Origin of the sequence: Sphingopyxis sp. H053, from assembly GCF_001468225.1 — a bacterium.
Lineage (GTDB): Bacteria > Pseudomonadota > Alphaproteobacteria > Sphingomonadales > Sphingomonadaceae > Sphingopyxis.
The window spans coordinates 1-22,856 of record NZ_LNRU01000009.1; the positions used below are offsets into that span (position 1 = coordinate 1).

The following is a 22,856-nucleotide window of genomic DNA, read 5'->3' on the forward strand; positions in this document are numbered from 1 at the left end:
CGGGTGGGGCGTGGGGGCTCTGCCGCATGGGATCGGGCCATACCCGCTCTCGATTGCCGCTGATCCCTTGGCCGAGGCCAGGCCTCCTTCAATCAACCCGTGAAGGGTCCCCACGCTTCGCTCGGGCCGCGGCTTCGCGCGCGGTGATTGCGGCCTGTCCCCGTCCGGCGGGGCGCCTGTCGAGCGGGAATGGCCCGCTCCCAAGGACAGGAGTTGATCCCATGCCGCTTTCCACCGCCCAGTCGCTCGGATGGAGCCTCGCCCGGACCATGATGACCGTGATCATCCTCATCGAGACCAGCGCCGGATATTCGGTCATGCCGCTCGATGAGTTCGACGGCGACCCCGAAACGATCGTCAGCGAATATGACCCGTTCAATCGCTAAGCGTCTGGAATTGGTTCCAGATTGGAGCCGGTTCGGGGTCTCCCCCGAGCTGGCTTTGGCTATGCTGTGCCTGCAGGTTGCGCTGCGGAGGTGGTGGCGGGCGCGTCCGATGGGAGGACGTTCATGACCCTGATGCTGATCCTTGGCGCGGTTGCGGCATTTTATGGCCTTCTCCTGCTCTTTCGCTGCGCGACTTACGCGCTGCCACTCTTCGCCGGGCTTGGTCTGGCCTTCACGCTTCGGGACCAAGGTTTCGGCTGGATGGTCATTTTAGCGGTGGGATTGCTCGCGGGTGTCTCCGTCCATACCCTCGGCCGGCACCTGGCGCGCGGCTCGGCTCCGCTCGCCGTCAGGCTTGGCGTCATCCTGATTTTCGTTGGCGCCGCCGCGGCTGCTGGCTTTCAGGTTGGGGTCGCGCTCGCGATGCTGGCCGACCTCAATCCCTGGACGCAGCGCGGCATGTCCATCCTGACCGCCGTCGTCACCGGCTATGCCGGTTGGCGTGATCTCCTGTCGCCGGGGGGTGGGATCGAGCGACCAGCGCTGCACAGCTAGGCGTTCGCCCGCCTCTCATCGTCTTCGCTTCCCGGCCGACCGGCAACGCAACCGTCCGCAGAGCCGTCCCATCGCGGCCTCTCGACATGCGCCATCTGTCAGCGCGCCGCTTCGCTGGCCCGGCTTGGTGCAACCGCGCCGTTCGACTTTCTTCCCCTGGCGTGCCGCCATTCCTCGCGAAACAAGAAAGACGAACGGCGCGATCCTCCGCTGCGCTGCGGGCCTGCGGCTGCACCGCCGGTCCCCCGCTGACGACCGATGCGCATCGAGGCCGCGATGGTGCGGCCCGAGCCAAGGAAGGAATGCGACATGGCCAAGATCGGCACGTTCAAGAAAGTCTCCGGAGAATATCGGGGTCAAATCACCACTCTCTCGGTGCAGGCGAAATCGGTTCGCATCGCACCCGAAAAAGACCCCAGCGGCAATGCTCCCAGCCACCGTGTTTTCGTTGGAGACGTCGAAGTCGGCGCAGCCTGGGAAAAGCAGACGCAGGACAAGCGCCCCTATCTTTCGGTCAAGCTCGACGATCCGAGCTTCACCGCCCCGATCTTCGCGCAACTGTTCGCGGGCGAAGGCGAAGAGCACGACCTGGTCTGGAGCCGCCAGACCCGCCGCGGCGACTGAGCCGCAGGGACCCGCCCGGCAGCGCCGGGCGGGATACCCATTACTGGGGATGGATATCCCCGCGTCTTGGAATTGGCGCATGCCCGCATATCGCCAACTCTTCGGTCTCCCCGGAGGCTGTTATGGCGATCGAGACGACGGCAAAAAGCGAAGGGCCGCTGCGCCTCGACTTTCCCGGCTACGCCCAGGAGTTTCTGCGCCGCAGTCCGGACTATCGCCGTGACTATCGAAGCGTGATGTCGGATCGCAAGGCCGATCCGGCGTCGCAGGAGGGCATGGCCCGGCGATGGGGCCTCTGCTTTCCCGGTCGATCCGCGTGTTTCCGCGCTCGACGCGCCAGCCTTCTGGGACGCGGCGGTCTGCCCCTATATCGTGATCCTCGACGCTGCACCGCCGACTTTTGCCGCTGACCTGCGCCTCGATCCGGCTCGCTGGACGCATCGCCTTTGCTCTCGGATCGCGCTTGACGGCGGTCATTATATATTGGGCGAAAACCGCATCATGCACCGGATCTGGCTGCGCTGCGATCCAGCTCACGGTGCGCTTGCTGCGCTGATTCCGTGCGATGGCATGGCCGAGACGCGCCTACAGGCGGTAGCGGATCTGGAACGATGGCTCCGCGGCATATCGTCGGCGTCGGCCGTGTCTCGGCCGACATCCTACCAGGCACAGCGCCTCGATTTGCTTCTGTCGATTCTCGATCTTCGCGGCGAACTGGACGTGACCAGCCATGAGGTCGCCCGCCGGCTCATCTATCCACGCCTGGATGTCGGCCGCGGCTCGGCGTGGAAATCCTCTCCCGAGCGGCGCCGGACCCAGCGGCTCATCCGCGAAGCCGAGGCGCTGGCGGCGGGCGGATACCGCGCGCTGCTGGCAGACCGGGCGGGGCGACAAAAATAGCGCCGCAATTCTGCCGCTCCCCCGCGCGCGCGCTTTCGCGCCACCACGCGACATCGCCCGCCGGCCCGCGCTTTCCGGTCCGGCCGCTGGAAGGAGCCCCCCATGACCACCGGTCACCCACCGCGTTTTCTGACGACCCCCGATGCCGCAAAGCGGGTCGGCCTCTCGCACCGGACGCTGGAGAAGCATCGCTGCTATGGAACGGGTCCCGCCTATCGCAAGCTTGGCGGCCGGGTCGTCTATGCGATCGACGAACTCGATGCCTGGGTCGAACTTGGCCGGCGTTCGTCGACGTCCGATCCCGGCACCGGCACCGTGCACCCGGCGCGGCAGGTGCAGCGCTAATGCGCGGCGTCGATTTTGAACGGGCGCTGCGCCCGCGGCTAACCGCTAATTGCAACGCTGGCACACACCCGTCGCCGCGTGACACCGCGCTCACTGAGGTCGAAATGACCTGGATCGAGGGGCGACACGAGCAGTGGATCCGCTTCGGCCGCATCGCAGCCGAGCGCATCTTGAGCCGCGCCAAGCGCGTCGCGGCGTTCCGGCCCGGCGCCGTCTTTGCTTACGTGCGCTGGACGTCGAACGACTTCGGGACGATCCATTCGACCATCGCGATTGCCGCGGCGGTTGTGCCTGGCGAAGCTTATGCAACGCTGCCGTTCGTCCATCCCGGCGCGGATATCCTCGCGCGGATCGACGGCTGGCCGAAAGTGCAACAGGCGCTTGAGGCGATCGACGCGGTCGAAGCGACCGGCATCGATGCCTGCGATGCGGCGCCCGATCATTGGCGCCATGTCGGCAGCCGGATTTCGGCGGGGCTGCCATTCCGGCCATATTCCCGTGACCGCCATACGGCATGGCTGCGCCGCCGGGCGGTCGAGTTATGAGCCGCCGGGCACTTCGCGCCACGGCGGCGGCCGCGGCGATCTTCAGCACATCGTTCGTCGCGGTTGCGTGGCTCAAGCCCGCGCCGCGCTTCCTCTGGAATGTGAGCGCCAGCGCTCCGACCGGCCTCTATTGGGTCGATGTGGGCGCGCCGCCGCGGCTCGGCGACCTTGTCGCCATCGCCCCGCCGTCCGCACTCGGGACATTCCTTGCGCAGCGCGGATATTTGCCGCGCGACGTGCCGATGCTGAAGCGGGTCGCCGGTCTTCCCGGCGCGCTCGTCTGTCGTTCCGGCGTCTTCGTCACGCTCGATGGCGTCGCGGCCGCCCGCGCGCTGGCGCGCGATCGGGCCGGTCGTCCGCTCCCCGTCTGGACGGGTTGCCGGATCGTCGGCGGTGACGAACTCTTTCTCGTCAATGCGGCGCGCGACAGCCTCGACGGCCGCTATTTCGGGGCGATGCCGGCAGCTGGTCTGCTCGGCACCGCGCACCCGATCCTCACCCGCTCGCATCCGACGGCGGCGCTTCGCTGGGGCTCCGCCGAACCCGACCACCCGCCATCACGCAGCAAGGAGACGTCATCATGATCATCGGGACAATGCGCCGGAATACGACGGGAGGATATTCCGGCTCGATCAAGACGCTCGCGTTCGACGCGCAAATCGAGCTCGCACCGGCAGCCTATTCTGAAAAAGAGAATGCGCCAGGTTGGCGCTTACTGATCGGAGATCCCGCACTCGGTGCGGAGATCGGGGCCGGTTGGGATCGCACGGGTCCGCGCGGTTTATATATTGCGCTGCAGATCGACGACCCGAGCCTTGCTGCGCCGTTGCGCGCAAATCTGGTTCGCCTGGGCCCAGACGACGGCGATTTGTCTATTCTCTGTTCGCGCCCCGAACCGCAGGCCGGGAACTGAGCCATGGGGCTGCTGCTGCGCTTCGTGGGTGGGTTCGCGCTTCGCGTCAGCGTGCCTTGCGGCGCGTTTCTTGCGTCATTCGCGATGCCTCTGGCTTGCCCGCCCGCTGCCGCGGCGGTGCAACCGGCGCGCCATCCTCATGCCGCACCGGTCGCCGAAGCCGCACAGCGCTTCGGCATTCCGGAGCTTTGGATCTGGCGCGTGATGCACGCCGAAAGCCGCGGCAAGGTTGGTGCGGTTTCGCACGCCGGGGCGATGGGGCTGATGCAGATCATGCCCGGAACCTGGGCGTCGCTGACCGCGCGCCATCGGCTCGGGGCGGATCCGTTCGACCCGCGCGCCAATATCCTCGCCGGTGCAGCCTATCTGCGCGCGATGTGGGACCGCTATGGCGACGTTCAGTTGATGCTCGCGGCGTACAACGCGGGGCCGGGCCGCGCCGATGCCTTCGCATCGGGGCGCCGCGGTCTGCCCGCTGAGACGATCGCCTATGTCGCCAAGATCGCACCCGAATTGCATGTATCAGGCAGCGCCGCAACTGCTCCGTCGATGCTGTCGCCCGCGCCGGGATGGCGCGATGCGGCGCTCTTCGCTGAGCGAAATTTGCCGTCTGACGACGCACAACCTGCAAGCCCGTCGGGAACGGCTGCGCCTGCCCGGGCTGCAGGTGCTTCCATTTTCATTCCCTTGTCCGATGGCCGTGACCGGTGACGGACGGCGGGGCCGCTGGGTTTTTTGACAGGCTCTGCTCAGGGCCGGTGGTCGCTTGCTGGAAGGGACATGGGGGAGGGCAAGATAAAAGCCGTGCCAGCTTCGGGCACTCCATGGTCGGTTTTCTGCGGGTTTGCGCGTATGGCTCTGCCGAAATCTGCCATATCATCGCGTTGAACGCGCCGTTTTCTCCCAACTTTTCGTATGGCACCGCCCCCGATGCGCGGTGACGACCATGATTTCCGCATCAGGCCGGGACGGAGCCGCGATCGCGGGGCAGGGTCGGCAGGCAAGGGCAAGCGGCTCGCTACGCAGGTGCGCAAAGCAGCCTCGCGGTCGGGCTACACCCGCTCGCGGCCTGGCCGCGGCGCTGGCGGCGGGACCGGCACGCATGGACGGGGCCGGCGGGCCATGGCGGCGATGCGCCGTCAGCCTGGCGCCCGGCGCGTCACGGTCATGGCGCGCGTCGTCCGCCACCAAGGCGCGCGGTTTCGCGCCGCGCCGCTGGCGCGTCATATCTCCTATCTCGAGCGGGAAGGCGTGACCCGTGACGGCCGCGACGCGAGCATGTTCGATGCGGGCGGCGACGCCGCCGATCGCGATGCCTTCGCCGCGCGCTGCGAAGACGACCGGCATCACTTCCGGCTGATCGTGAGCCCGGAGGACGCCGCGGATCTCGGCGATCTCCGTTCCTTCACGCGCGATCTCATGACGGACATGGGACGCGATCTCCAGACCCGCCTCGACTGGGTCGCGGTCGATCATTGGAACACCGACAATCCGCATATCCATATCCTCGTGCGCGGCGTCACCGATGATGGCGCCGATCTCGTCATCGACCGCGGCTATATCGCCGCAGGCATTCGCGGACGGGCCGAAGCACTTGCAACGCTCGAACTCGGTCCACGCAGTGAGCTCGACATGCAAAGCGCGCTCGCGCGCGAAGTCGATGCCGATCGCTGGACAAGTCTCGATGCCCGACTGCAGAGGCTCGCCGACGAAGCGGGCGGAGTCATCGATCTGCGCCCCGCAGCGAACGAAGACCGGCATATGCACGGCCTGCTGGTCGGCCGCGCCGCCCGGCTCGAGCAGATGGGTCTCGCCGAGCGGCAGGGCGCCGGCCTTTGGGCGCTCGGGGCCGGCGCCGAGCCGGCGCTGCGCGAGGTCGCGGTGCGCGGCGATATCATCAAGACGATGCACCGCGCGCTGTCGCGCGGCGGGCGCCGCTTCGATCCCGCCGCGCTCGCGCTTCACGACGGCGCGCCCGAGACCGCGATCGTGGGCCGCCTTGTCGAGCGGGGGTTGCATGACGAACTTGCCGGCAGCGCCTATGCGATCGTCGACGGCGCCGACGGGCGAACCCATCACATCCGCTTCAACTACATGGAGATGACCGGTGATGCCAGGCCGGGCTCGATCGTCGAGCTCCGCAGTTGGGAGGATGGCAAGGGGCGCGCGCATATGTCGCTTGCGACGCGCTCGGACCTCCCGCTCGCGTCGCAGGTCACCGCGCCCGGCGCGACCTGGCTCGACCGCCAACTCGTCGCCCGTGAACCGGTCGCGTGCGGGAATGGCTTCGGTCTCGAAATCCGCCAGGCGATGGAGAAGCGGGCGCGCTATCTCGTCGAGCAGGGATTGGCGTCGCGCGCCGGGGACCGGCTGACCCTGTCATCCGGGCTCATCGACAAGCTCGCTTCGCGCGAACTGGAAGCCGCGACCGCATCGATTGCCGAGCGGACCGGCCTTGCCCACAAATCGTCGGCTGCCGGCGACTATGTGAGCGGCGTCTACCGCGAGCGCGTGACGCTCGCATCGGGGCGCTTCGCCATGATCGACGACGGGCTGGGTTTCCAGCTCGTCCCCTGGCGCCCCGCGCTCGACCGCCATCTCGGCCAGCACATCACCGGCACCATGTCCCCCGGCGGCTCGGTCGATTGGGCGCTGGGCCGGGGCATCGGCATCTAGAAAGGCATTTAGAAAGGCATTTTGCAATGAACGACAAGATCCTCTGGGGACAGATTACTGCGGTCGGTTCGATCGTGATCTTCGCGGTCTGGGCAGCAACGCAGTGGACCGCGGGCGCGCTTGGATTTCAGCCGGCGCTCGGCGCGCCCTGGTTCCGCATCGGTGACTATCCGGTCTATCCGCCGCCCGCCTTCTTCTGGTGGTGGTTTGCCTATGATGCCTATGCGCCGCCGATTTTCTACCGCGGCGCCATGATCGCGGCGTCGGGCGGCTTCGCCTCGATCATTGTCGCGATTTCCATGTCGGTGTGGAGGGCCCGTGAGCGGCAGCGCGCCGAGACCTATGGTTCAGCGCGCTGGGCCGAGGCTGGCGATATCCGCCGCGCAGGCATGCTCGACGAGGCTGGGGTCATCTTGGGGCGCTTTGGTCGGAGCTATCTTCGCCATGACGGCGCCGAACATATCCTATGCTTCGCGCCGACACGGTCGGGCAAGGGCGTCGGGCTTGTCGTGCCGACGCTGCTCACCTGGCCGGGCAGCTGCATCGTGCATGACATCAAGGGCGAGAATTGGCAGCTGACGTCGGGGTTCCGGGCCCAGCATGGGCGCGTCCTGCTCTTCGATCCCACCAATATCGCGTCGGCCGCTTACAATCCTCTCCTCGAAGTGCGGCGCGGCGCGTGGGAGGTGCGCGACGTCCAGAATGTCGCCGACGTACTTGTCGATCCGGAAGGCAGCCTCGAGAAGCGCAACCATTGGGAGAAAACGAGCCACTCGCTTCTCGTCGGAGCCATCCTGCATGTTCTTTATGCCGAAGAGGATAAATCGCTCGCAGGCGTCGCGGCCTTCCTCTCCGATCCGCGGCGCGGTATCGCCTCGACCCTGCGCATCATGCAGTCGACGGCACATCTCGGCGAGAAGGGTATCCATCCCGTCGTCGCGGCGGCGGCGCAGGATCTGCTCAACAAGTCGGCCAATGAGCGGTCGGGCGTCCTTTCGACCGCCATGTCCTTTCTAGGGCTTTACCGCGACCCCGTCATCGCTGCGGTGACGCGGCGGTCGGACTGGCGCATCGCCGACCTTGTGGCGGGGGAGACGGCGACCTCGCTCTATCTCGTCGTGCCGCCCGGCGACATCAGCCGCACCAAGCCGCTCATTCGTCTGATCCTCAATCAGATCGGGCGGCGGCTCACCGAGGAACTTAATCCGCGTGCGCGGTCGCAGCGCCTTCTTCTCATGCTCGATGAATTTCCGGCGCTGGGGCGGCTCGATTTCTTCGAGAGCGCGCTCGCCTTCATGGCCGGCTATGGGATCAAGGCGTTTCTGATCGCCCAGTCCTTGAATCAGATCGAGAAGGCTTACGGCCAGAACAACGCCATCCTCGACAATTGTCACGTCCGAGTCAGCTTCGCGACAAACGACGAGCGGACGGCCAAGCGGATCTCGGACGCGCTCGGCACCGCCACCGAAATGCGCGCAATGAAAAATTATGCCGGGCACCGGCTATCGCCCTGGCTTGGCCATCTGATGGTCTCGCGGACCGAGACGGCCCGCGCCTTGCTGACGCCCGGCGAGGTCATGCAACTGCCGCCCGATCAGGAAATCGTCATGGTCGCCGGCGTCGCGCCGATCCGGGCGAGCAAGGCCAAATACTATGCCGACCCCCGATTGATGGCGCGGATCCTGCCGCCGCCCGCGCCGCCGCAAGTCGGCGAAAGCCGTCCCGACGACTGGAGCGCGTTGGAACGACCGAAAGACCTGTCCGGCGGGAAGGTCGAGATCGCAGTTCATGATGAGATCCCCGATGCGAGCGACGGCGAGGAGGACGATAGCGACGCCAACAGCGGTATCCGGCAGGAGCCGGCGATGGCCGACCATGAGAATATCGTATCTGAGGCTCGCCCGGATGTCAGCGAGTTCGATTTCGCAACCGAGGAACGAGAGGATGACCCCGTCCGCGAGCGCAAGGCGATCGACGGTGCGATGCGCCGCGGCGCCCGCCTGGCGTCGCAGGATCCGGACGACGGGATCGAACTATGAGGAAGTCGTCGGTCAAGCGGACCTTCCGGATCGATAGCGTGCTGGCGCGCCAGCTCGACGAACGCGCGAGCAGCCGCCGCATCACGCGCACCGACATCGTCGAGGCCGCGCTCGCATCTTTGCTCACTCCCGATCATGAGGAGCGACTTGAGGCCGTGCTGACGCGGCGGCTCGATCGGCTGTCGCGGCAACTCGACCGGCTCGAATGGCATGTCGAATTGTCGAACGAAGGCTTCGCGCTGTTCGTCCGCTCCTGGCTGATCAACAATCCCCCGCTCCCTGACGCGGCACTCCGGGCGGCGCAAGTGACTGGCAAGAAACGGTGGGAGGCCTTTGTCGATTCGCTGAGCCGCCGGATGGAGCTCGGGCCGAAGCTTGGTGACGAATTGTCCCGCGACGTGGACGGCGATCATTCGTCGCCCGCCGCGAAATAGGCCAGGAGGCGTTGCGCGAGATCGGGGGCCAGCCGGATGAAATTGCGTCTTCCGTCGTGGCGATCCGGCTCCCGCGCCAACAGTCCCTCGTCGCAAAGGCGCTGCAGCAGCCTGAGGGCCGTCGTTCTCGGAAGGCCCGACGCGATACAAAGCGAGCTGGTCGATACTGATTTCGCCGCTGCCTCATGGATGAAGAGATCGATGAGCATATCCCAAGCCGGTTCGCCGAACAGGCCTTCTGCGCCGACAAGTTGTCGGCGCAGAAGGCGCCGCCGCCATACGCGCTGCGCGTTGGCGAGCGCCAACTCGGCATCGGGTGAGTTCCGCCAATCGGCAATTCTGTCGCGAAGTAGCGTGCCGGGCGAAGACGTCCGACCGGAGGCAGGTCGTCCCCGGAGGATCATCCGATGCCCTCGGAGCGCGACAATGATATGTTCCAGCACCTCGACGTCGAGCGCTTGTCCGATCGTAGCCAGGCGTTCAGTTGCCTCGATATCGCACCGGCTGGGCGCTGGGTCGCCACTAGGATGGTTATGGACGAGAATGATCGCGGCGGCGTCGAGTTCGATCGCTCGCCGAAATATCGTGCGGGGATAGATTGCGAGATGGCCGAGCGTTCCGCGCTGTAATTGTTCATCCGCGATGAGGCGATGCGACGGGTCAAGGAACAGCACGCGCAGCGCCTCATCGGGAAGCGCGCCCATCGATGCCCTGAGATAACGCAGCAATTTGGGATTGTCGGGGTCGATGCCGCGACCGCTCAGCTCTTCGCGCATGGCCTCCAATGTCGCGCACCGTGCGGCGACGAGCATCGCGCCGACCGGGCTGTCCTTGCCGAGCGTTCGCGCCAGCGCTTCGGGGGACTGGGCGAAAAGGCGTGCGAGTGTCCGATGTTCCGCGAGCAGTCGCTCGGCTAGGGACTCGCAATGCTCGGGATCGATGGCCGCGACGAGATCTGCCAGCATGGCTCGTTGGCGCCGCGCGCCAGCCGACGCTGGTGGCGCCAGGTTGCGAGGATGAGGATCGCCGGCACCGGCCAGGACGTCGCCACCTGCATCGCGAGATAGGCTGCCGGATGCAGCGCCACGTCGAGAATCCGGCTCGAGTGCGCAAGGAGCGGGACCATGTGCAAGACGGCGATGCACATGGGCCAGAAGCGATGCGCAAACAGCGCGAGCGTGACGGTGGATGCGGCTCCAAACAGGTCGATCGCGAGATGACCGGTGTCGAGTGAAGCGAAGGTCGGCGGAACGAACAGGTGGAGCAATTGATCCAAGCCCACCATCGTTGCTGCGATCGCCGCCATCGTCCGTTCCGGCCCGCCGCCCTTCCAGGCGGCATAGCCGACAGCAACAGCCAAGAAAGCGAGAAACAAGGCGATGCGCATGCCCTGAAACTTTCACGGCTGTCGCTCCCGGTCAACCGGCGTCAGGCTGCGGCCGCCCGCACGCTCGTTCCCGCCTCCGCGATCGACGGGCATTCATGGAGGTCATAACCCGCCGTCTCGCGCCCGATATCGGCGAGTTCGCCATGAACCCGCAGAATATCGCCGCTGACATCGACCAGCGCCATTTGCGCCTTCATCAATCGGCGGATCGTTGCCTGCCCTCTGGTCGCCGGCACCCCGGCGGTGTCGCGCCGCGCGGTGACGACGCTGGTCATCAGCGAAGACACTGCGATGAGTGCATCGTCGATCCTGACTTCGGCGGCGGGTACGTCGCGGATCAGACGGGCTGCCGTGATTGTAAGTGCTTGGGACATGACTTCTCCTCTGCCGGAAGCATCGCTCCGGCCTATTGGTGACAGACAGGATGAAAGGATCAGCCGGAAATCAGACGGGTGAGCGTTTCACCGATCGTCACCCCCGCCAGCGTCAGCAGGATCAATCCGGCGAACATCGCCGCCATGATCCAGACTTTGCTCGAACGCGCGTGATCGCGCCTCCAGAGACCCTTGAACGGCGGGTCGACCGCATTGGGATGCTTGGCGAGCGATGCATGATCGTTCAGCGCCAATGCGGCCGGCTCTCCGTCCGGGAAATCGGATGGCATCAGTCTGGCCTGCGGCGGTAGTATGATCGGATCCCATGGTATTCGGTCATAGGTCCGTTTGAGACGCGCATAGCGGACGGCCGCCTCGGCTCTACTGTCCGCTCCCAGAATATCGCGCGCGGTCGTGAGCCTGAGATCGACGGCCTGTTTCGAGATGTCGAGCCGCCGCGCAATCTGCTTTGAGGTCTGATGCTCAAGCACAAGATCGAGACAAGCGCGCTGCTTGTCCGTGAGCCGCGCCCAGCACAATTCATCCTCTGACGGCTGCGACACCGAATCAGTCATTGTTACACTGTTGTCAAAATCGGGCGTTTCACAAGTTCCACCATGATTTTTATCCGTTCCGATGCGGATCGACCTACGCCACGGCCTGTCTTTCTACGAGACGGTACGACGGCGCGAAAACCTTGTTGAATTTGGGTTTTCTCTGCGTCTCTTACTCATCCCCGTCGAGCCGGGCATCATCGCCAAGGCTCATGAAACGGGGTTCCCGATGGGCGCAGAACCAATCCGGCTGGAGGCACGTCACCGCAGCGCGCGCATGCTGCGCACCGCGATGGGCGGTGCGATCGCGGATTGGCTCGCCGACCGCGAGGTCATCGAAATCATGCTCAATCCCGACGGTCGGCTGTGGGTCGACCGCCTCGGCCAAGGGATCGAGGACAGCGGTGAAACACTGAGCGCCGCCGATGGCGAGCGCATCATTCGTCTCGTCGCGCATCATGTCGGCGCCGAAGTGCATGGCAGCGCGCCGCGCGTATCGGCCGAGCTGCCCGAAGGAGGCGAGCGTTTCGAGGGATTGTTGCCGCCGGTCGTTGCCGCGCCGACCTTTGCGATCCGCAAACCGGCAATCGCGGTCTTCACGCTCGGCGATTATGTGAACTCGGGCATCATGTCGGCGGATGCTGCGGACATACTTCGCTGCGGCGTGCGTGACCGGCTCAACATCCTCGTTGCGGGCGGCACCGGGACCGGCAAGACGACGCTGACCAACGCGTTGCTCGCCGAGATTGCGGGCAGCCGCGACCGGATCGTGTTGATCGAGGACACGCGCGAACTGCAGTGCGCGGCGCCCAATCTCGTCGCGATGCGCACCAAGGACGGTGTCGCATCGCTGTCCGATCTCGTCCGCTCCTCGCTGCGCCTCCGGCCCGACCGCATTCCGATCGGCGAGGTGCGCGGCGCCGAAGCGCTGGATCTCCTGAAAGCATGGGGCACAGGTCATCCCGGCGGTGTCGGAACAATCCATGCCGGGAGTGCGCTTGGCGCGCTGCGCCGTATGGAGCAGCTCATCCAGGAAGCCGTGATCACCGTCCCGCGCGCTCTTCTCGCCGAGACGATCAATCTGGTCGCCGTGCTCGTCCGCGACGGAACGGGCCGGCGCCTCGCCGAACTCGCCCGCATCGACGGGTTCGACCGGCTGAACCTCGAATATCGGCTGACCCCGCTCATCACCCCTGAAGGAGAAAATCGATGATCCATGCTCTTCGGCATGGCGCACGGCGCGCCATGCTCTGTTCGACCGCGATGTTCGTTGCGCTTGCGGTATCCGCGCCGGCCTATGCCGGCGGCTCGTCGATGCCGTGGGAAGCGCCGCTGCAGTCGATCCTCGAGAGCATCGAGGGTCCGGTCGCAAAGATCGTCGCGGTGATCATCATCATCGTGACCGGTCTCAGCCTCGCCTTCGGCGACACGTCGGGTGGGTTCCGCCGGCTGGTCCAGATCGTGTTCGGCCTGTCGATCGCCTTCGCTGCATCGAGCTTCTTCCTGTCCTTTTTCTCCTTCGGCGGCGGAGCGCTCGTGTGATGAGCCGGGAAGGGGAAGTGCCGGGCTTCTTTGCTCCGGTTCACCGGGCGCTCGCCGAGCCGATCCTCCTCGGCGGGGCGCCGCGCAGCCTCGCGATCGTCAACGGCACGCTCGCGGGCGCCGTCGGTCTCGGCCTCCGGCTCTGGATCGTCGGCGTCGCGATATGGGCGGTCGGCCACACCCTCTCGGTCTGGGCCGCCCGCCGCGACCCGCAGTTCGTCGACGTCGCCCGGCGTCACCTCAAATATCCCGTCTGGATGCGCTCATGATGAATCTCTCCGAATATCGCACGAAATCCGCCCGCCTCGCCGATTTTCTCCCTTGGGTCTGCCTGGTGGCGGAGGGCGTGGTGCTGAACAAGGACGGCGCGTTCCAGCGCACGGCGCGCTTCCGCGGCCCCGACCTCGACAGCGCCACGCCCGCCGAACTCGTGGCGGTCACCGCGCGCCTCAACAGCGCGCTGCGGCGCCTCGGGTCGGGCTGGGCAGTCTTCGTCGAAGCCCAGCGTGTGCCCGCGGTGACCTATCCGGTGTCCGAGTTCCCCGATGCGGTGTCCGAGCTGGTCGATGTCGAACGCCGCGAGCAGTTCCGCGAGGAAGGCGCCCATTTCGAGAGCTTCTATTATCTGACCCTCTTGTGGATGCCGCCGGCAGAGGAAGCGGCGCGCGCCGAGTACTGGCTCTATGAGGGCCGCTCGAAGACCGGCGTCGACCCCAAGGAATTGCTGAAAAGCTTCGTCGATCGCACGGGGCGCATGCTCCATCTCGTCGAGGGCTTCATGCCCGAGGCCGAATGGCTGGATGACGGCGAGACATTAACCTACCTCCACAGCTGTGTCTCGACCAAGGTCCAGCACGTCCGGGTGCCCGAGACGCCTGCCTATCTCGACGCGCTGCTCGCCGACGAAGCGCTCGTCGGCGGGCTCGAGCCGCGGCTCGGCGATCATCATCTGCGCACCCTCACCATCACCGGCTTCCCGAGCGTCACCTTCCCGGGCCTGCTCGACGAATTGAACCGCCAAGCGTTCGCCTATCGCTGGTCCTCGCGCGCCATCATGCTCGACAAGACCGACGCGACCAAGCTGCTGACCAAGATCCGGCGGCAATGGTTCGCCAAGCGCAAGTCGGTCGCCGCGATCCTCAAGGAGGTGATGACCAACGAGGCCTCTGTCCTGATGGACAGCGATGCCTCGAACAAGGCGGCCGACGCCGACATGGCACTGCAGGAGCTTGGCGCCGACGAGGCGGGCATCGCCTATGTCACCGCGACGATCACCGTCTGGGATCGCGATCCGGCGCTCGCGGCCGAGAAGCTGCGCCTCGTCGAGAAAATCGTTCAGAGCCGCGACTTCACCTGCACGGTGGAAGGCGTCAATGCGCTCGAGGCCTGGTTCGGGAGCCTCCCCGGCCATGTCTATGCCAATGTTCGCCAGCCCCCGATTTCCACCCTTAATCTTGCCCATCTCATTCCCTTGTCGGCGGTGTGGGCGGGGGCGGAACGGGACGAGCATTTCGGTGATGCCCCCTTGCTTTACGGCAAGACCGAAGGCTCGACCCCGTTCCGCTTTTCGCTGCACGTCGGCGACGTCGGTCATTGCCTCGTCGTCGGCCCGACGGGTGCGGGCAAGTCGGTCCTGCTCGCGCTGATGGCGCTCCAGTTCCGCCGCTACGAGGGCAACCAGATATTCGCCTTCGATTATGGCGGTTCGATCCGCGCCGCGGCGATTGCCATGCGCGGCGATTGGCAGGATCTTGGCGGCGCGCTGCACGATGCCGGCAGCGCCGGGTCGGTCGCTCTGCAACCGCTGGCGCGCATCGACGAGGCCGCGGAGCGCGCCTGGGCAGCCGAATGGCTCGCCGCCTTGCTCGCGGGCGAAGGGGTCGACGTCGATCCGGCCGCGAAGGAGCATCTCTGGTCGGCGCTCACGTCGCTCGCGACGGCGCCAATCCGCGAGCGCACGCTGACCGGTCTTGCCGTCCTGCTCCAATCGCAAGAGCTGAAGCTCGCGCTTTCGCCCTATCTCGTGGGCGGTCCCTGGGGACGGCTGCTCGACGCCGAGGCCGAGCATCTTGGCGATGCGCGTGTTCAGGCGCTCGAAACCGAAGGGCTGGTCGGCGCCTCGTCGGCGGCCTCGGTCCTCGCCTATCTGTTCCACCGCATCGAGGGCCGCCTCGACGGCTCACCGACGCTGATCATCATCGACGAAGGCTGGCTCGTGCTCGACAGCCCCGCCTTCGCGGCGCAGCTGCGCGAGTGGCTGAAGACGCTCCGCAAGAAAAATGCGAGCGTGATCTTCGCGACGCAAAGCCTCGCCGATATCGAGGGCTCGCGCATTGCGCCGGCGATCATCGAGAGCTGCCCGACACGCATTTTCCTGCCCAACGAACGCGCCGCCGAGCCTCAGATCGCGCGGGTCTATGAACGCTTCGGGCTCAACGATCGCCAGATCGAGATATTGAGCCGCGCAACGCCGAAGCGCGACTATTATTGCCAGTCGCGACGCGGCAACCGGCTGTTCGAACTCGGCCTCGGCGACATCGCACTCGCTTTCACCGCTGCCTCTTCAAAGACCGACCAGATCAAGATCGGCGAGCTGATCGAGACGCGCGGCCACGCCGATTTTGCCGAATTCTGGCTGCGTCACCGCGGCCTCTATTGGGCCGCCGATCTGCTCGCGAACCTCGAAACCCCCGACCAGCTGAAGGAGTCCTTTTTATGAAGAATGTGAAGAACCGCGTGCTGCTTGCTGCCCTGCTCGCCGGATCGACCTTGATCGCGAGCGGAGTGACTGTTCCCGCCGCGGCGCAGATCGGCGGCATCGTTCACGATCCGCGCAACTATGCGCAGAATATCCTGACCGCCGCGCGCACCCTCGAGCAGATCAACAATCAGATCTCCATGCTGCAAAACCAGGCGACGTCGCTGGCGAACGAGGCGCGCAATCTGACCAGCCTGCCCGTCTCGACGCTGAAGGAATTGCAAGGCCAGGTCGATCGCACCCGCCAATTGCTGAGTGAAGCGCAGCGCGTCGCTTATGACGTCGGCGATATCCAGACCGCTTTCGATGCCCGCTACAAGGGCGCAGCCTTGTCGGGGCCGCAGGCCGCGATGGTCGCCAACGCCGAGGCGCGTTGGAACGACAGCGTCGGCGCGTTCCAGGATGCGATGAAGGTGCAGGCCGGCGTCGTCACCAACATCGGCGGCACGCGCCAGTCGATCGGAACCCTCGTCTCGGCGAGCCAGTCGGCGACCGGCGCCTTGCAGGCGGCGCAGGCGGGCAACCAGATCCTCGCCGTCCAGTCGCAGCAGATCTCCGACCTCACCGCCGCTCTCGCCGCGCAGGGCCGGGCGCAGATGCTCGACGCGGCGCGCAGCGCCGCCGCCGAGGCCGAAGGCCGCGAGCGCTTCCGCCGCTTCCGCAAAGGCAATTGAGATGGGCCGGGCGGCGAAGATAGCGGCGGTCGCGGTGCTGGGCGGCCTGCTCATCACGCTGGCAATTCTGCATGCGTCATCGCCGCCTACGCCTCGTGCGCCCGCCCCCCCGATCTCCGCGGCGGGCGCACACCCGGCAGCCGCCGACGTGGCCGAGCGCTGCCGCACGGTCACGGTCGCCGATGCGGACTGTGAAGCGGCCTGGGACGCCAGGCGCCGCCATTTCTTTGGACAGAAGGACTAGCCCGATGGAAGACACCGGCGTTATCGACCAGTTTCTGGCGGTCTTCTCGACTTATATCGACAGCGGCTTCGGGCTGCTCGGGGGCGAAGTCGGCTTTCTCTCCTCGACCCTCATCGTCATCGACGTGACGATTGCCGCGCTGTTCTGGGCGTGGGGCACCGACGAGGACATCATCCAGCGGCTCGTCAAGAAGACGCTCTATATCGGCGTCTTCGCCTTCATCATCGGCAACTTCCAGGCGCTGGCCGTCATCATGCTCGAAAGCTTCGCTGGCCTCGGCCTTAAGGCGAGCGGCGGCGCCATGGCGATCGGCGACTTCATGCGTCCCGGCGTCGTCGCCGCGACCGGCATCGATGCGGCGCAGCCCCTGCTCGATGCGTCGGCGGACCTCGTCGGCCCGGTCGGTCTCTTCACCAACTTCGTGCAGATCATGATCCTGCTGATCGCCTGGGTGATCGTCGTCCTCGCCTTCTTCATTCTCGCGGTGCAGGTCTTCGTTACCATCTTGGAATTCAAGCTGGTGACGCTCGCGGGCTTCGTGTTGCTGCCGTTCGCCTTCTTCGGCCGCACCGCCTTCATGGCCGAACGCGTGCTTGGCCACATCATATCTTCGGGCATCAAGGTGCTCGTCCTCGCGGTGATCACCGGCATCGGGGTGACCCTGTTCGACCGCTTCATGCAAGCCGGCCTCGGTCCGGAGCCTGACATCGAACAGGTCATGGCGATCGCGCTCGGCGCACTGACGCTGCTCGGCCTCGGCATCTTCGGTCCCTCGATCGCCAACGGGATCGTCGCCGGCGGTCCGCAACTCGGAGCAGGGGCCGCCGCCGGCACCGCAGTCGCCGCAGGCGCAACGCTTGCCGCCGGGGCGGCTGGCGCGACCCTGGCCACCGGCGCGGCTGCAGCGGCGGCGCGCGGCACAGCTGCTGCCGGTGCCCGCGGAGCGGGGAGCGCGTCGACAGCTTATGCGGCGGGCGCGGCCGGGAAGAGCGGAGCGAAGGCCATCGGCGGGGGACTTGCGAATGTGGCACGTACGGCAGCCAGCGGCGCAGCTTCACCTGTTCGCAGCATGGCCGAACGGGTTCGCGCGAATTTCGCGTCGGGCCGCGACGGTCCCACCGATAGCGCGGCGCCAGCGCAAGCTGCCAGCGCGCCTCCGGCCTGGGCGGCGGCGATGCGGCGGCGCCAGACCATGACGCATGGCGCGACCATCGGCGCGCAGACGCTCAAGAGCGGCGACAGCCACGGGGCCGGCTCGGCGCCGAACATCAGCGAAAAGGACTGATCCCATGTTCAAAAGACCCACCAATCATTATGGCCGCGCGCCCGAGCCGGTCACGCCCTACCAGCGCGCCGCGCAAGTGTGGGACGATCGGATCGGTTCTGCGCGGGTCCAGGCCAAGAACTGGCGGCTCGCCTTCTTCGGCGCGCTGATCATCTCCGGTGGTCTTGCCGGCGGCCTGGTCTGGCAGTCCGCCCGCGGGACGATCACGCCCTGGGTCGTCGAGGTCGACAAGCTGGGTGAAGCGCGCGCGGTCGCGCCGGCCGACGGCGATTATCAACCGACCGATCCGCAGGTCGCGTTCCATCTCGCGCGCTTCATCGAACATGTTCGCAGCATTCCCGCCGATCCGGTCGTGCTGCGGGCCGACTGGCTCAGCGCTTATGACTTTACCACCGCGACCGGAGCGCAGGCGCTCAATGACTATGCCCGCACCAACGATCCCTTTGCCGAGGTCGGCAAGGCCCAGGTCGCGGTCGATGTGTCGAGCGTCATTCGGGCTTCGAAAGACAGCTTCCGCATCGCCTGGAGCGAGCGCCGATATCAGGACGGCAGCCTAGTCGAGCGTTCGCGCTGGTCGGCGATCGTGACCGTCGCGATCCGGCCGCCACGCACGCCCGACGCGCTTCGCCGCAACCCGATCGGGCTGTTTGTCAATGCTATCAACTGGTCGAAGGAACTCAGCCAATGACGCGATATCCTCTGCTTCCGATCGCACTCGGAGCCATGCTGTCCCTCCTTGCGGCGCCCGCCGCGGCGAGCGAGGCCGCCGATCCCCGCCAGCGCGTCGGCCGCGCCAACGCCGAGGCGCGCGTGCAGCCCGACCGGCAAGGCTATCGGAACGCCATCCAGCAATATGCCTGGTCCGAAGGCGCGCTCTTTCAGGTCTATGCTGCGCCAGGGCAGGTCACCGATATCGTCCTTCAGGAAGGCGAACAGCTCGTCGGCCCGGGGCCGGTCGCCGCGGGCGACACGGTGCGCTGGATCATCGGCGATACGGTCAGCGGGACCGGGGCCCGGCGGCGCGTGCATATTCTGGCGAAACCCACCCGATCCGATATCGCCACGAATCTCATCATCAACACCGACCGGCGCACCTATCATGTCGAGCTGCGCGCGACCGCCGCGGCCTATATGGCATCGGTATCCTGGACCTATCCCGCCGATGAGCTGATCGCCTTGCAGCTTGCCGAGGCCGAGGCGGCGAGGGTGGCGCCCGTTGCCGGGGCGATCGATCTCGCCGCGCTCAACTTCCGCTACCGCATCGCAGGCGACAAGGCCGCGTGGCGGCCGGTGCGCGCCTTCGACGACTCGCGCCAGCTAATCATCGAATTCGGTGAGGATATCGCCACCGGCGATATGCCGCCACTCTTCGTCATCGGCGGCAGCGGCGAGGCAGAGCTTGTCAACTACCGGGTGCAGGGCCGCTACATGATCGTCGACCGCCTTTTCGAGCGCGGCGAACTCCGCTTGGGCGCCGGAAAGCAGGCCCGCGTCGTTCGGATCAAGCGTGAAATGCCGCGCCGCCGGGGGCGGTCGTGACCGGGCCGGCAAGCGAGGCGGTGGCGCCCGCCGACGTGCCGGAAGCGGGCGAGCGCACGGCGCCCGGCCCGGAGGTCGATCCTTTTCGGCTACGCGGCGACACGCCGCGGGTCATGCGGCTTTCGCGCAAGGCGCTCGCGATGATCGGCGCTGCCGGCGGCACCGCGATCGGCGGCGCTCTGCTCTGGGCGCTGCAACCCGTAGCCCCGAAGACCGCCGAGAATCTCTACACGGCCGATGGAGCGAATCGCGCCGAAGTCGTCACCGGTGCGCCCGCCGACTATGGCAAGGTGCCGAAGCTCGGACCGCCGCTACCCGGCGATCTCGGGCGACCGATCGTCTCGGCGCAGCAGAACGGCGAGACGATCCCGGTGCCGCCGATGGGAAATCCGCCCGCCGGCGGGCGCTCACCCGCCGACAAGGCGCGCGATCGGGCGCGGCTGGAGCGCGAGGCCGCCACGGCGAGCCGGATATTCCTTGGAGGAGGGACCTCGGGCGCGCCGGTGGCAGACGCGCAGCGTGGATCGATCGAACCGTCCGCCGCGACCATGTCGGCACCCGAAGGCGGCGCGCGGACTCCGGCGGCGGCGCGGCGCGCCTTTCTCGCGGGCGGCTCCGCCGAACCGTTCGAGAGTGCCGAGCGCCTTCATGCGCCTGCTTCGCCATACATCCTTCAGGCGGGAAGTCTCATTCCGGCCGCGCTGATCACTGGGATCAGGTCCGACCTTCCCGGACAGGTCACGGCGCAGGTGACCCAGAATGTCTACGATAGCCCGACGGGTCGCATTCTCCTCATTCCGCAGGGTGCCCGGCTGATCGGCGACTATGACAGCGAAATATCCGTGGGGCAGGAGCGCGTCTTGCTGGCCTGGAACCGGTTGATCCTGCCCGGTGGCCGATCGATCCGGCTCGATCGTCAGCCCGGCGCCGATGCGCGGGGCATGGCGGGGATTGCCGATCGCACCGACCATCATTGGGGGTCGATGCTGCGCGCGGCGCTCGTCTCTTCGTTGCTCGGCGTCGGAGCCGAACTTGGCTCGGACGGGGATGATGCGCTCGTGCGGGCGCTTCGCGACGGGCCGCAGGATACGGTCAACCAGTCGGGACGGCGGCTCGTCGAGCGTCAGATGAACATCCCGCCAACCCTCACGATCCGCCCCGGCTTCGCTTTGCGGGTCCTTGTCACACGCGATCTGATACTCGAACCGCCGGCGGGTGCGGCCCCATGAGCAAGCTGCGCCTAGGCCCCATCGCCGACGACAAGCCCGTGAAGCTGTCGATCGAATTGACGGGATCCCTCCATCGCGAATTGCTCGTCTATGCCGAGGTGCATGCGAAGGCTAATGGCCTCGCGGCGCCTATGGCGCCGGAAAAGATCGCGGTGCCGATGATCGAGCGCTTTATCGCGACCGATCGTGGATTTGCGACGGAACGGCGGCGGCGCTGAGTGTCTGCGGCGTCATCCTCACGTCGGTCAGGCGTGATCACCCATATGTGTTCGTTCAAACCGCTGGCGGCGGTGCGCCAAAAAAAAGACGCCCGCGCGATCGAAACCGTGCGGGCGTCAGATGAAGATCTCTGTTTCCTGAAAGGAAGAGCTCTTCTGGGTCGCACCGCGCGGATAGCGTCGCGAGCCGACCGATAATTGTACGGCAGCGCCAAAAGATACCCTGGAGCTCAAACCGTTGTCGGCTTTCGGTTAGTTTCAGTCAGAAACCCGGCGATCTCCGATCGGCCAAGACCAGCGATTCCCCTGAGTAGCGAACATTCCGGGGAGAGGGGGTCATTTCTTGCCCTATTTGCTCAAAGAATTCCTGTGTCCTTTAGCCAATCTTCCACGAGCGTCGGCCATCGCTCAACGGGATGACGCAGCGGGCGCATGGCGAAGGCGTGCCCTCCCTTGGCAAAGAGATGGACTTCCGCTGGAACACCTGCCTCGTCCAGCGCTCGCGCATAGACTATGCTATTGCAAATCGGATCGACGGGATCGTCCCAAGCCTGAAGAAGAAATGTTGGCGGGGTCATCTTGGTAACTTTGATACCAGGATCAAGCGAGCCCCCCGATCTGCACAGGTGGCCTGGGAACATTGCGATGGCAAAATCGGGCCGGCTGCTCACTTTGTCTATTTCGTCGACCGGCTCATAAGCAGGTTCGAATATATTGCTGGTCTGCGCGACCAGATACCCTCCGGCTGAGAAGCCTATGACACCGATCTTGCGGGGGTTGATCTTGAGCTCGCTGGCGCGCGAGCGCACCAGGCGTATCGCACGCTGGGCGACCTGCAACGCAAGGAGGTGCTTGGGCGTCACTGCACAATGGCAGTCTTCATCATAATGGTGGCCGCTTTTGGGAACATGGTATTTGACGAGCACGCAAGTGGTGCCTCTTGAAGTCAGCCAGTCGCGAACTTCACTACCTTCCAGATCGATCGCGAGCTTGGAGAATCCTCCGCCGGGAAAAACCAGCATCGCTGTGCCATTGCCTGGTTGTTGGGCGGGAAACACCGTGAGAGTGGGCACAGTGACGTTGAAGGCGCCGGTAACCGGACGTCCGGCGAAGCGTTTCGGATTCGTTGCCGTTTCGCTATACTCTGGAGGAAGTTTGACATCCTCCATGTTCGGCGCCGCTCCAGGCCACGGTGGCGTCTGCTGATGGCCCGCTGGGGTTGCCACACGCCCTCCTCCCTGCCCTCAACGCTTGCCGTCTCGGGCATCTTTGTCGGGCCCTTAGCGTCAGGATCACGCGTCTCGGCCTCGCTGCAGCCAACAACGAAGCCTTGAAAGCACAAAAGGCCTGCTGGAATCACGCTTCGCTGCAATGAAATTCCGAACCGCCCCACATTCCGCATTTTCCTGCTTCCTCACCTCGGATCGCCACCGGAAAAATTTCTCCTGACGACATCCAACCCTTAATTGACCGGGTGACCAAAGGATGATTTCTCGGGCTAGCGTCCAATTTTTTTAGGGACATGCCGTGGGTCGGCGATCAATCTCGCTAAACACGCGCCGCGCCTTTGAAGCCGCAGCGCGGTTGTCTGAACAACCTGAATAGTTCGATCGGGCAAGCACTGCTCGCGTCTCA

General features: G+C 65.9%; 29 protein-coding genes. 24 read left to right on the forward strand and 5 right to left on the reverse strand.

Annotation, left to right across the window (positions count from 1 at the left end; translation table 11 throughout):
- Nucleotides 1-221: 221 nt before the first annotated feature.
- From ATE70_RS25250 to ATE70_RS17375, 13 genes are all read left to right on the forward strand, one after another.
- A complete protein-coding gene (locus ATE70_RS25250; protein ID WP_167919412.1) occupies nt 222-386 on the forward strand; it encodes a hypothetical protein in 165 nt (54 codons plus the stop codon).
- A gap of 123 nt (nt 387-509) precedes the next feature.
- Entirely contained in the window at nt 510-941 is a 432-nt protein-coding gene (locus ATE70_RS17325) for a hypothetical protein (protein WP_058539111.1), read from the forward strand.
- 309 nt (nt 942-1,250) lie between these two features.
- Nucleotides 1,251-1,565 (forward strand): DUF736 domain-containing protein, encoded by a 315-nt coding sequence (locus ATE70_RS17330; protein WP_037557681.1) that lies wholly within the window; start codon nt 1,251-1,253, stop codon nt 1,563-1,565.
- Nucleotides 1,566-1,687: 122 nt separating this feature from the next.
- A complete protein-coding gene (locus tag ATE70_RS24370; RefSeq protein ID WP_197411505.1) occupies nt 1,688-1,975 on the forward strand; it encodes a transcriptional regulator domain-containing protein in 288 nt (95 codons plus the stop codon).
- Nucleotides 1,938-2,465, forward strand: coding sequence for a DNA -binding domain-containing protein (locus tag ATE70_RS25485; protein WP_052182480.1), 528 nt, complete (start codon nt 1,938-1,940; stop codon nt 2,463-2,465). The genes ATE70_RS24370 and ATE70_RS25485 overlap by 38 nt, the downstream gene beginning before the upstream one ends.
- Before the next feature lie 102 nt (nt 2,466-2,567).
- Nucleotides 2,568-2,810 (forward strand): helix-turn-helix transcriptional regulator, encoded by a 243-nt coding sequence (locus ATE70_RS17340; RefSeq protein ID WP_037557574.1) that lies wholly within the window; start codon nt 2,568-2,570, stop codon nt 2,808-2,810.
- Nucleotides 2,811-2,836: 26 nt separating this feature from the next.
- Nucleotides 2,837-3,355: a DUF2840 domain-containing protein gene (locus ATE70_RS17345; protein ID WP_037557683.1), complete on the forward strand. Its 519-nt coding sequence runs from the start codon at nt 2,837-2,839 to the stop codon at nt 3,353-3,355.
- A complete protein-coding gene (locus ATE70_RS17350; protein WP_037557575.1) occupies nt 3,352-3,939 on the forward strand; it encodes a S26 family signal peptidase in 588 nt (195 codons plus the stop codon). Before ATE70_RS17345 ends, ATE70_RS17350 begins: the two co-directional genes overlap by 4 nt.
- On the forward strand, nt 3,936-4,268 hold the full coding sequence (locus tag ATE70_RS17355; RefSeq protein ID WP_037557576.1) for a DUF736 domain-containing protein: 333 nt from the start codon (nt 3,936-3,938) through the stop codon (nt 4,266-4,268). Before ATE70_RS17350 ends, ATE70_RS17355 begins: the two co-directional genes overlap by 4 nt.
- A 3-nt stretch (nt 4,269-4,271) precedes the next feature.
- A complete protein-coding gene (locus tag ATE70_RS17360) occupies nt 4,272-4,979 on the forward strand; it encodes a lytic transglycosylase domain-containing protein (protein WP_443027710.1) in 708 nt (235 codons plus the stop codon).
- A gap of 219 nt (nt 4,980-5,198) precedes the next feature.
- A complete protein-coding gene (locus tag ATE70_RS17365; RefSeq protein ID WP_037557686.1) occupies nt 5,199-6,944 on the forward strand; it encodes a relaxase/mobilization nuclease domain-containing protein in 1,746 nt (581 codons plus the stop codon).
- A gap of 26 nt (nt 6,945-6,970) precedes the next feature.
- Nucleotides 6,971-8,983, forward strand: a complete 2,013-nt coding sequence (locus tag ATE70_RS17370) for a conjugal transfer protein TraG (RefSeq protein WP_037557577.1) — start codon at nt 6,971-6,973, stop codon at nt 8,981-8,983.
- A complete protein-coding gene (locus tag ATE70_RS17375) occupies nt 8,980-9,417 on the forward strand; it encodes a hypothetical protein (protein WP_037557578.1) in 438 nt (145 codons plus the stop codon). The genes ATE70_RS17370 and ATE70_RS17375 overlap by 4 nt, the downstream gene beginning before the upstream one ends.
- Here the strand turns inward: ATE70_RS17375 and ATE70_RS24380 are convergent.
- From ATE70_RS24380 to ATE70_RS17395, 4 genes are read right to left on the reverse strand one after another with little or no spacing between them, the layout of a single operon-like run.
- A complete protein-coding gene (locus tag ATE70_RS24380) occupies nt 9,393-10,382 on the reverse strand; it encodes a JAB domain-containing protein (RefSeq protein WP_082639844.1) in 990 nt (329 codons plus the stop codon). The two genes, ATE70_RS17375 and ATE70_RS24380, sit on opposite strands and share 25 nt — an antisense overlap.
- Nucleotides 10,331-10,804, reverse strand: coding sequence for a hypothetical protein (locus tag ATE70_RS17385; RefSeq protein ID WP_037557579.1), 474 nt, complete (start codon nt 10,802-10,804; stop codon nt 10,331-10,333). The genes ATE70_RS24380 and ATE70_RS17385 overlap by 52 nt, the downstream gene beginning before the upstream one ends.
- A 41-nt stretch (nt 10,805-10,845) precedes the next feature.
- On the reverse strand, nt 10,846-11,178 hold the full coding sequence (locus ATE70_RS17390; protein ID WP_037557580.1) for a hypothetical protein: 333 nt from the start codon (nt 11,176-11,178) through the stop codon (nt 10,846-10,848).
- A 59-nt stretch (nt 11,179-11,237) separates the two neighbouring features.
- On the reverse strand, nt 11,238-11,753 hold the full coding sequence (locus ATE70_RS17395; protein ID WP_081933239.1) for a helix-turn-helix transcriptional regulator: 516 nt from the start codon (nt 11,751-11,753) through the stop codon (nt 11,238-11,240).
- A gap of 208 nt (nt 11,754-11,961) precedes the next feature.
- Between ATE70_RS17395 and trbB the strand changes: the two genes are divergently transcribed.
- The 11 genes from trbB to ATE70_RS17450 are packed head-to-tail and all read left to right on the forward strand — an operon-like array spanning nt 11,962 to nt 21,221.
- Nucleotides 11,962-12,945, forward strand: coding sequence for a P-type conjugative transfer ATPase TrbB (gene trbB, locus ATE70_RS17400; RefSeq protein WP_037557689.1), 984 nt, complete (start codon nt 11,962-11,964; stop codon nt 12,943-12,945).
- Nucleotides 12,942-13,274 (forward strand): TrbC/VirB2 family protein, encoded by a 333-nt coding sequence (locus ATE70_RS17405; protein WP_037557582.1) that lies wholly within the window; start codon nt 12,942-12,944, stop codon nt 13,272-13,274. Before trbB ends, ATE70_RS17405 begins: the two co-directional genes overlap by 4 nt.
- On the forward strand, nt 13,274-13,543 hold the full coding sequence (locus ATE70_RS17410) for a VirB3 family type IV secretion system protein (RefSeq protein WP_037557583.1): 270 nt from the start codon (nt 13,274-13,276) through the stop codon (nt 13,541-13,543). The genes ATE70_RS17405 and ATE70_RS17410 overlap by 1 nt, the downstream gene beginning before the upstream one ends.
- Nucleotides 13,540-15,993 (forward strand): conjugal transfer protein TrbE, encoded by a 2,454-nt coding sequence (gene trbE / locus ATE70_RS17415; protein ID WP_037557584.1) that lies wholly within the window; start codon nt 13,540-13,542, stop codon nt 15,991-15,993. The genes ATE70_RS17410 and trbE overlap by 4 nt, the downstream gene beginning before the upstream one ends.
- On the forward strand, nt 15,990-16,706 hold the full coding sequence (trbJ, locus tag ATE70_RS17420) for a P-type conjugative transfer protein TrbJ (protein WP_037557585.1): 717 nt from the start codon (nt 15,990-15,992) through the stop codon (nt 16,704-16,706). The genes trbE and trbJ overlap by 4 nt, the downstream gene beginning before the upstream one ends.
- A 1-nt stretch (nt 16,707) precedes the next feature.
- Nucleotides 16,708-16,950 (forward strand): putative entry exclusion protein TrbK-alt, encoded by a 243-nt coding sequence (gene trbK-alt, locus ATE70_RS17425; protein WP_037557586.1) that lies wholly within the window; start codon nt 16,708-16,710, stop codon nt 16,948-16,950.
- Between the two features lie 4 nt (nt 16,951-16,954).
- Entirely contained in the window at nt 16,955-18,235 is a 1,281-nt protein-coding gene (gene trbL, locus ATE70_RS17430; RefSeq protein WP_037557587.1) for a P-type conjugative transfer protein TrbL, read from the forward strand.
- Between the two features lie 4 nt (nt 18,236-18,239).
- Nucleotides 18,240-18,923: a conjugal transfer protein TrbF gene (gene trbF / locus ATE70_RS17435; RefSeq protein WP_037557588.1), complete on the forward strand. Its 684-nt coding sequence runs from the start codon at nt 18,240-18,242 to the stop codon at nt 18,921-18,923.
- Between the two features lie 35 nt (nt 18,924-18,958).
- Nucleotides 18,959-19,774: a P-type conjugative transfer protein TrbG gene (trbG, locus tag ATE70_RS17440; RefSeq protein WP_327523827.1), complete on the forward strand. Its 816-nt coding sequence runs from the start codon at nt 18,959-18,961 to the stop codon at nt 19,772-19,774.
- Entirely contained in the window at nt 19,771-21,003 is a 1,233-nt protein-coding gene (locus tag ATE70_RS17445) for a TrbI/VirB10 family protein (protein WP_374046498.1), read from the forward strand. Before trbG ends, ATE70_RS17445 begins: the two co-directional genes overlap by 4 nt.
- The gene (locus tag ATE70_RS17450) at nt 21,000-21,221 is read left to right on the forward strand and encodes a DUF2274 domain-containing protein (RefSeq protein WP_037557589.1); all 222 of its coding nucleotides are present in this window, start codon (nt 21,000-21,002) and stop codon (nt 21,219-21,221) included. The genes ATE70_RS17445 and ATE70_RS17450 overlap by 4 nt, the downstream gene beginning before the upstream one ends.
- A 356-nt stretch (nt 21,222-21,577) precedes the next feature.
- Here ATE70_RS17450 and ATE70_RS17455 read toward each other — a convergent pair whose 3' ends face one another.
- Complete coding sequence (locus ATE70_RS17455) at nt 21,578-22,390, reverse strand: alpha/beta hydrolase (protein ID WP_037557590.1); 813 nt, start codon at nt 22,388-22,390, stop codon at nt 21,578-21,580.
- Nucleotides 22,391-22,856 lie beyond the last annotated feature (466 nt).

Bases quoted from the DNA above. Each gene is read 5' to 3' on its own strand.
- ATE70_RS17355 (WP_037557576.1), top strand. From the start codon at position 3,936: ATGATCATCGGGACAATGCGCCGGAATACGACGGGAGGATATTCCGGC.
- trbF (WP_037557588.1), top strand. From the start codon at position 18,240: ATGTTCAAAAGACCCACCAATCATTATGGCCGCGCGCCCGAGCCGGTC.
- ATE70_RS17405 (WP_037557582.1), top strand. From the start codon at position 12,942: ATGATCCATGCTCTTCGGCATGGCGCACGGCGCGCCATGCTCTGTTCG.
- ATE70_RS17325 (WP_058539111.1), top strand. From the start codon at position 510: ATGACCCTGATGCTGATCCTTGGCGCGGTTGCGGCATTTTATGGCCTT.
- ATE70_RS17450 (WP_037557589.1), top strand. From the start codon at position 21,000: ATGAGCAAGCTGCGCCTAGGCCCCATCGCCGACGACAAGCCCGTGAAG.
- ATE70_RS25250 (WP_167919412.1), top strand. From the start codon at position 222: ATGCCGCTTTCCACCGCCCAGTCGCTCGGATGGAGCCTCGCCCGGACC.
- trbG (WP_327523827.1), top strand. From the start codon at position 18,959: ATGCTGTCCCTCCTTGCGGCGCCCGCCGCGGCGAGCGAGGCCGCCGAT.
- ATE70_RS17385 (WP_037557579.1), bottom strand. From the start codon at position 10,804: ATGCGCATCGCCTTGTTTCTCGCTTTCTTGGCTGTTGCTGTCGGCTAT.
- trbB (WP_037557689.1), top strand. From the start codon at position 11,962: ATGGGCGCAGAACCAATCCGGCTGGAGGCACGTCACCGCAGCGCGCGC.
- ATE70_RS17455 (WP_037557590.1), bottom strand. From the start codon at position 22,390: ATGGAGGATGTCAAACTTCCTCCAGAGTATAGCGAAACGGCAACGAAT.
- ATE70_RS17330 (WP_037557681.1), top strand. From the start codon at position 1,251: ATGGCCAAGATCGGCACGTTCAAGAAAGTCTCCGGAGAATATCGGGGT.
- ATE70_RS17395 (WP_081933239.1), bottom strand. From the start codon at position 11,753: ATGACTGATTCGGTGTCGCAGCCGTCAGAGGATGAATTGTGCTGGGCG.
- ATE70_RS17390 (WP_037557580.1), bottom strand. From the start codon at position 11,178: ATGTCCCAAGCACTTACAATCACGGCAGCCCGTCTGATCCGCGACGTA.
- ATE70_RS17365 (WP_037557686.1), top strand. From the start codon at position 5,199: ATGCGCGGTGACGACCATGATTTCCGCATCAGGCCGGGACGGAGCCGC.
- trbL (WP_037557587.1), top strand. From the start codon at position 16,955: ATGGAAGACACCGGCGTTATCGACCAGTTTCTGGCGGTCTTCTCGACT.
- ATE70_RS17350 (WP_037557575.1), top strand. From the start codon at position 3,352: ATGAGCCGCCGGGCACTTCGCGCCACGGCGGCGGCCGCGGCGATCTTC.
- ATE70_RS17410 (WP_037557583.1), top strand. From the start codon at position 13,274: ATGAGCCGGGAAGGGGAAGTGCCGGGCTTCTTTGCTCCGGTTCACCGG.
- ATE70_RS24380 (WP_082639844.1), bottom strand. From the start codon at position 10,382: ATGCTGGCAGATCTCGTCGCGGCCATCGATCCCGAGCATTGCGAGTCC.
- trbE (WP_037557584.1), top strand. From the start codon at position 13,540: ATGATGAATCTCTCCGAATATCGCACGAAATCCGCCCGCCTCGCCGAT.
- ATE70_RS17360 (WP_443027710.1), top strand. From the start codon at position 4,272: ATGGGGCTGCTGCTGCGCTTCGTGGGTGGGTTCGCGCTTCGCGTCAGC.
- ATE70_RS17375 (WP_037557578.1), top strand. From the start codon at position 8,980: ATGAGGAAGTCGTCGGTCAAGCGGACCTTCCGGATCGATAGCGTGCTG.
- ATE70_RS24370 (WP_197411505.1), top strand. From the start codon at position 1,688: ATGGCGATCGAGACGACGGCAAAAAGCGAAGGGCCGCTGCGCCTCGAC.
- trbK-alt (WP_037557586.1), top strand. From the start codon at position 16,708: ATGGGCCGGGCGGCGAAGATAGCGGCGGTCGCGGTGCTGGGCGGCCTG.
- ATE70_RS17340 (WP_037557574.1), top strand. From the start codon at position 2,568: ATGACCACCGGTCACCCACCGCGTTTTCTGACGACCCCCGATGCCGCA.
- trbJ (WP_037557585.1), top strand. From the start codon at position 15,990: ATGAAGAATGTGAAGAACCGCGTGCTGCTTGCTGCCCTGCTCGCCGGA.
- ATE70_RS17370 (WP_037557577.1), top strand. From the start codon at position 6,971: ATGAACGACAAGATCCTCTGGGGACAGATTACTGCGGTCGGTTCGATC.